This window comes from Salinivibrio sp. MA427, from assembly GCF_001996115.1.
Lineage (GTDB): Bacteria > Pseudomonadota > Gammaproteobacteria > Enterobacterales > Vibrionaceae > Salinivibrio > Salinivibrio costicola.
Genome location: NZ_MUFH01000179.1, coordinates 1 through 5,852, shown reverse-complemented (window position 1 = coordinate 5,852; position 5,852 = coordinate 1). Strand labels below are relative to the sequence as shown.

Below are 5,852 nucleotides of genomic sequence, written 5' to 3'. Positions count from 1 at the left end.
CCACTAGACGCTCTATCTCGCTCAGCACTTCTTGTTTTTTGCCCGCAATACGCTGGTCTGTGGTCAGGTTTTGTAACCAGTGCTCACTGGCTTGGATCCGACCATCTGCTTTTCCTCGCGCGCGACGCACCGACCAATGTGCACGCCAGCGGCTGCCATCATGGGCAAGAAAGTCGACTTCGGCATAACCTTCGCCTTTGCCTCGAGACAAAATACTCCGAACGTCATTGGCTTTAACTCGGGTTGCCGGGTCGCCCAAACCAATATCGGCATCGTGTTTTTTATTGGATTGAAAACGCGGGATCTTATCGTAGAGCGCCAAACAAATCGCATCCAAAAGCGTCGATTTTCCTGCGCCCGTTTTCCCCGTGATGGCAAACAAACCGCTATCACCGAGTGGGCCTTGGGAGAAGTCCAACGCAAACGGGTATTGGATACTGGCTAAATTCTCGCCACGCAATGCCAGAATTTTCATGATTTATTGGTCCTCGTCCTGTTCCAATTGCTCCAATAAGTGAGAAAACGTCGCCGATAACGCCTCATCCGGCTCACCTTGATATTTTTGTTGCCAGCCATGACGTAATACCTGAAACGGTTCTACGTCGGAAAGGTGTTGCTGGCGAAAGCCCGTATCTTGGGATGTCTCGCGATAATGCGGCGTAATCTTTGCCAGACGCACAGGTTTGTCCTCAAGCACGGCTAAAATCTTCTCGCGTAACATCGGCTGTGGTTTATCTAACAGCACAGGCACATCGAGTAAGGGTTGCTGAGCGAGCGGCAAATCTTGCGGCGCCAACGCTGCCAAGCTCGCTAACACAGTGTCAAGTGGCGCAGCTTTTTCTGGCACCCGCCAGAGATCCACGGCACGCGGGACAATGTGAGGCGTCACACTCTGCAGTTGGTTACCTTCTAATGTAACGGCCAACACTTGATGCCGATAATGGCGCTCTGACAGTGATAGGGGAAGCGGTGAGCCGCAATAACGAATCCGTGTTTGTTTGGCAACTTGCTGAGCTAAATGCAAATGCCCAAGCGCGACATAGGCCACATCGTCACTGAAAATATCAGCGGGCAGCGCATGCTGATTACCACCTAGAATACGCCGCTCTGACATCTCAGATAATTCACCACTGGCCATATATACATGCCCCATCGCGATCAATGCTTGCATCTGCGTGCACTTAGCGCGCGCCGATTGTTCGGTTTGCTGATAAACCTGTCGAACCCCTTCGATGAGACGATCATCCTCTTCTCCCAACCCTTCAGTACGCAAATCACCACTGCGTAAAAAAGGCACCGCGAGTATCCATGCTGCCGTCTCGCCACTGTTATCAGTGATCGGTACCATCATGCGCTCGGTGTCTAAACGCCCATCATTATCGCGGGCAATGGCACCAATTAAGTGTAAATCAAAGGCTTTTAGAAGCTCATGTGGGGCGTCGAGTTTGCTAGGTGAATCATGATTTCCCCCGGTGATCACCACATTTAAATGGGGCAACGCTTTTGCTATGTCGGCTAAAAAGCGATACAGCATCCGCCATGCGCTTGCCGGTGGATTCGCCGTATCAAACACATCACCGGCCACTAACAATGCATCGGCTTGCTCATCAATGAGACATTGCTTGAGCCAATCGAGAAAGACTTGATGTTCATATTGACGATCGTAACCGTGAAGCTGATGACCAAGGTGCCAGTCGGAGGTATGAATGATTTTTAACACAGCTGGGGTAATCCATTTTATTTGAGCGTTCGGCAAGTGCATCTCGCACAACACGCGAGTTGGGTTAAATTCTACGCTAATTGCAGCGACATTCGAGAGTGAATGCAATACCATGTTGCCTTTCTCACAACAGGATGGATAAAGCCTCGCCATGATTTGGTTTAAGAATTTACTCGTCTATCGTCTCACCCGTGATATTCCTCTCGATCCTGCTCAGTTGGAAAGCCAGCTGAAAGAATTCGATTTTACCCCGTGTGGCAGCCAAGACATGCAAAAATTTGGCTGGGATCATGCGTTGGGTAAACACGGCGATATGCTCACCCATATCAGCGGTAACAATATTCTGATCCGCGCTCGCAAAGAAGAAAAGCTCTTACCTGCCTCGGTCATTAAAGATGCCTTGGAAGAAAAAGTGGACGCTATGGAGCAAGCGCAGGGTCAACGCTTGAAAAAGCGCGAGAAAGACAGCTTAAAAGACGATGTGGTCATGGAGCTATTACCACGTGCGTTTACTCGCCAAAGCCAGATGTGTGCGCTGATTATGGCCGATAAAGGCTTGATCCTCGTTGATGCGGCAAGCATTAAAAAAGGGGAAGAGCTGCTCGCCATATTACGTAAATCGATTGGCAGTTTGCCCGTGGTGCCGGTTGAAACGGAAACACCAACCGAGCAAGCGATGACAGAATGGGTCAAGCAAGGCCAAGCCCCACAAGGCTTCCACCTCGGTGATGAGGCCGAGCTTAAAGCGCTACTCGAAGAAGGTGGGGTGATCAAATGTAAGCAGCAAGATCTCACCAGTGATGAAATCCAAGCGCACCTTGAGGCAGACAAACAAGTCACTAAGTTATCGATGGATTGGCAAGAGCAAGTTCACTTCGTTCTTGGCGACGACCTTAGCCTAAAGCGGCTCAAATTCTCAGAGGAAATCCGCGATCAAAACGCCGATATTGACCGCGAAGATGTCGCTGCTCGCCTTGATGCAGATTTATCACTCATGTGTGGTGAGCTCGACACCTTGCTCGATGGCATATTTACCGCGCTAGGCGGACTGAAAACCGACTAATCTTTTACCGTATTAACCCTTACAAAGATTAGGTAAATTCGGCTGGTAGTGTGGGCAATGTCACAGTAAAATGGCGCCCACACTCACCTTCAACGTGAAGGTGCCTGACTTACACTCAGACTCAAGCTTGGAATTATGTTGACGCCAGAATTACTCTCTCCCGCCGGTAGCCTAAAGAACATGCGCTACGCGTTTGCCTACGGGGCTGACGCTGTTTACGCCGGTCAACCACGCTATAGCCTGCGTGTGCGCAACAATGAATTTAACCACGACAACCTAAAAATTGGGATCGACGAAGCCCATGCGCAGGGAAAAAGATTCTACGTGGTTTGCAACATTCAGCCGCACAACGCAAAGCTTAAAACCTTTATTCGTGATCTTAAACCTATCATTGATATGGGTCCTGATGCGCTGATCATGTCGGATCCTGGCCTTATCATGATGGTCCGCGAACATTTTCCTGATATGCCGATTCATCTTTCCGTGCAAGCTAATGCGATTAACTGGGCCACGGTTAAGTTTTGGCAACAACAAGGCATTGAGCGTGTGATCTTATCGCGTGAATTATCACTGGAAGAGATCGAAGACATCCGCCAACACTGCCCTGAAATGGAGCTTGAGGTGTTTGTTCACGGTGCGCTCTGTATGGCGTATTCTGGTCGTTGTTTGCTATCAGGCTATATTAATAAGCGCGATCCAAACCAAGGTACCTGCACCAATGCTTGCCGCTGGGACTACAAAGTCCATCAAGGCAAAGAAGACGATGCTGGCCAGGTGGTACAAGTTCAAGAAGTGACTCCCACACTTGGTAAAGGCGAGCCGGTTGATGACGTAGTATTGCTCGAAGAAGGTGGACGTCCCGGTGAGTTAATGGCGGCATACGAAGATGAGCACGGCACCTACATCATGAACTCAAAAGACTTGCGCGCCATTCAGCACGTTGAACGGCTTACGCAAATGGGCGTTCATTCGCTCAAAATCGAAGGCCGTACTAAGTCGTTCTATTACTGCGCACGCACAGCACAGGTGTATCGCCAAGCCATTGATGATGCCGTGGCCGGTAAACCATTCGATGAGAGCCTGATGAATACCCTCGAGAACCTTGCACACCGAGGCTATACCGAAGGCTTTTTGCGCCGTCATACCCACGATAGCTATCAAAACTACGACTATGGTTACTCGATTTCTGAGCAGCAGCAATTTGTCGGCGAATTCACTGGCAAGCGTCGAGGCGATCTGGCCGAAGTGGAAGTGAAGAATAAATTTATGCTCGGTGACAGCATGGAGCTAATGACGCCACGCGGCAATGTGCATTTCACCTTAGAGGCGATGGAAAACCGCAAATCAGAAGCGATCGACGATGCCAAAGGCAGCGGCCATTTCGTGTTTATTCCCGTGCCCGCTGATATGGATCTAGAGTACGCGCTACTGATGCGTAACCTACAATCAGGCCAAGATACGCGTAACCCATCGGGTAAGTAATATGGCACTACTCATCACCGATAAATGCATAAACTGCGACATGTGTGAGCCCGAGTGTCCCAACGGGGCCATCTCGATGGGTTCCGAGATCTTTGAGATCGAGCCCGATTTATGCACCGAGTGTAAAGGCCATTACGACAAACCGACGTGCCAGTCGGTTTGCCCGATCTCCAAGTGCATTATCACCGATCCCGATAATGTCGAGACCGAGGATCAGCTCCTAGAAAAGTTTGTGGTCATCCAAGGCATGGCCTAAACCATTAAAAGCGCCGCAAGGCGCTTTTTTATGTCTGCATCATCTACAACGATTAGCTAACGCTAAGTGCTTAACAGTAATAGATGACAGTCTAATATGAAGGGGTTACGTTCAGGCACTCAGGCTCGCACATGTCGCAATTGGTACCCTAGGGGTTAACATAAGCAGCTATTTACTCAGGGCTTAAACGCAAAAAACCCCAGCTTTTCAGCTAGGGCTTCTAAGTAGTGGCGGAGTGGACGGGACTCGAACCCGCGACCCCCGGCGTGACAGGCCGGTATTCTAACCAACTGAACTACCACTCCGCACCAATTCTGTCTCATCAAAGTCTTACACTTAATTGCTTTGATGCTTAATTTGCTAACTAAAGCCCAATATTAAGCTCTAATTAGATTATCTTGTTTGATGCGATGAGGATTTTGAATCGAGACGCGCAGTGTATGCCAATACATGAGCATCGCAGATATCAAAAGCATCGAGCTATCAAMAAGATAAGCAATGAGAGCCTGGCGATGTCCTACTCTCACATGGGGAGACCCCACACTACCATCGGCGCTGCTTCGTTTCACTACTGAGTTCGGCATGGRRTCAGGTGGGTCCAAAGCGCTATGGTCGCCAAGCAAAATTTGRTGTGTCTTCACTTTTCAGTCAAAACACGTATCTAGAAAGCTGTTTCGTTCTCGCCACAATCAACTGGCTTTATTTTAAGTCCAACCCAAAACCTCTTGGGTGTTGTATGGTTAAGCCGCACGGGCAATTAGTACAGGTTAGCTCAACGCCTCACAGCGCTTACACACCCTGCCTATCAACGTTCTAGTCTAGAACAACCCTTTAGAGAGCTCGAAGCTCTAGGGATGNATCTAGAAAGCTGTTTCGTTCTCGCCACAATCAACTGGCTTTATTTTAAGTCCAACCCAAAACCTCTTGGGTGTTGTATGGTTAAGCCGCACGGGCAATTAGTACAGGTTAGCTCAACGCCTCACAGCGCTTACACACCCTGCCTATCAACGTTCTAGTCTAGAACAACCCTTTAGAGAGCTCGAAGCTCTAGGGATGACTCATCTCGGGGCCAGCTTCGCGCTTAGATGCTTTCAGCGCTTATCTGTGCCGAACTTAGCTACCGGGCAATGCGTCTGGCGACACAACCCGAACACCAGCGGTTCGTCCACTCCGGTCCTCTCGTACTAGGAGCAGCTCCCCTCAATCATCCAACGCCCACGGCAGATAGGGACCGAACTGTCTCACGACGTTCTAAACCCAGCTCGCGTACCACTTTAAATGGCGAACAGCCATACCCTTGGGACCGACTTCAGCCCCAGGATGTGATGAGC

General features: G+C 49.7%; 5 protein-coding genes, 1 tRNA gene and 2 rRNA genes. 3 read left to right on the top strand and 5 right to left on the bottom strand.

The window, feature by feature from the left end; genetic code table 11:
- Positions 1-475: AAA family ATPase (locus BZG79_RS11075; RefSeq protein ID WP_199877744.1), on the bottom strand; the 475-nt coding region annotated here is incomplete at its 3' end.
- A gap of 3 nt (positions 476-478) precedes the next feature.
- On the bottom strand, positions 479-1,834 hold the full coding sequence (locus BZG79_RS11070) for an exonuclease SbcCD subunit D C-terminal domain-containing protein (protein ID WP_242414167.1): 1,356 nt from the start codon (positions 1,832-1,834) through the stop codon (positions 479-481).
- A gap of 40 nt (positions 1,835-1,874) precedes the next feature.
- Between BZG79_RS11070 and rdgC the strand changes: the two genes are divergently transcribed.
- The 3 genes from rdgC to BZG79_RS11055 all read left to right on the top strand — a co-directional run bounded on the left by rdgC (position 1,875) and on the right by BZG79_RS11055 (position 4,521).
- Positions 1,875-2,783: a recombination-associated protein RdgC gene (rdgC, locus tag BZG79_RS11065; RefSeq protein ID WP_199877746.1), complete on the top strand. Its 909-nt coding sequence runs from the start codon at positions 1,875-1,877 to the stop codon at positions 2,781-2,783.
- A gap of 135 nt (positions 2,784-2,918) precedes the next feature.
- The gene (yegQ, locus tag BZG79_RS11060; RefSeq protein WP_021022890.1) at positions 2,919-4,265 is read left to right on the top strand and encodes a tRNA 5-hydroxyuridine modification protein YegQ; all 1,347 of its coding nucleotides are present in this window, start codon (positions 2,919-2,921) and stop codon (positions 4,263-4,265) included.
- Between the two features lies 1 nt (position 4,266).
- Positions 4,267-4,521 carry a YfhL family 4Fe-4S dicluster ferredoxin gene (locus BZG79_RS11055; RefSeq protein WP_021022889.1) on the top strand — a complete coding sequence of 85 codons (255 nt, stop codon included), beginning with the start codon at positions 4,267-4,269 and terminating at the stop codon, positions 4,519-4,521.
- A 228-nt stretch (positions 4,522-4,749) separates the two neighbouring features.
- On the opposite strand, the gene BZG79_RS11050 is transcribed toward BZG79_RS11055, so the two are convergent.
- The 3 genes from BZG79_RS11050 to BZG79_RS11040 all read right to left on the bottom strand — a co-directional run.
- Positions 4,750-4,826, bottom strand: a tRNA-Asp gene (locus BZG79_RS11050).
- Between the two features lie 199 nt (positions 4,827-5,025).
- Positions 5,026-5,141: ribosomal RNA gene (gene rrf, locus BZG79_RS11045) — 5S ribosomal RNA — on the bottom strand.
- Between the two features lie 315 nt (positions 5,142-5,456).
- A 23S ribosomal RNA gene (locus BZG79_RS11040) occupies positions 5,457-5,852 on the bottom strand; the annotation flags it as partial.

Coding starts and splice junctions, on each gene's coding strand:
- BZG79_RS11070 (WP_242414167.1), bottom strand. CDS start 1,834: ATGGTATTGCATTCACTCTCGAATGTCGCTGCAATTAGCGTAGAATTT.
- yegQ (WP_021022890.1), top strand. CDS start 2,919: ATGTTGACGCCAGAATTACTCTCTCCCGCCGGTAGCCTAAAGAACATG.
- BZG79_RS11055 (WP_021022889.1), top strand. CDS start 4,267: ATGGCACTACTCATCACCGATAAATGCATAAACTGCGACATGTGTGAG.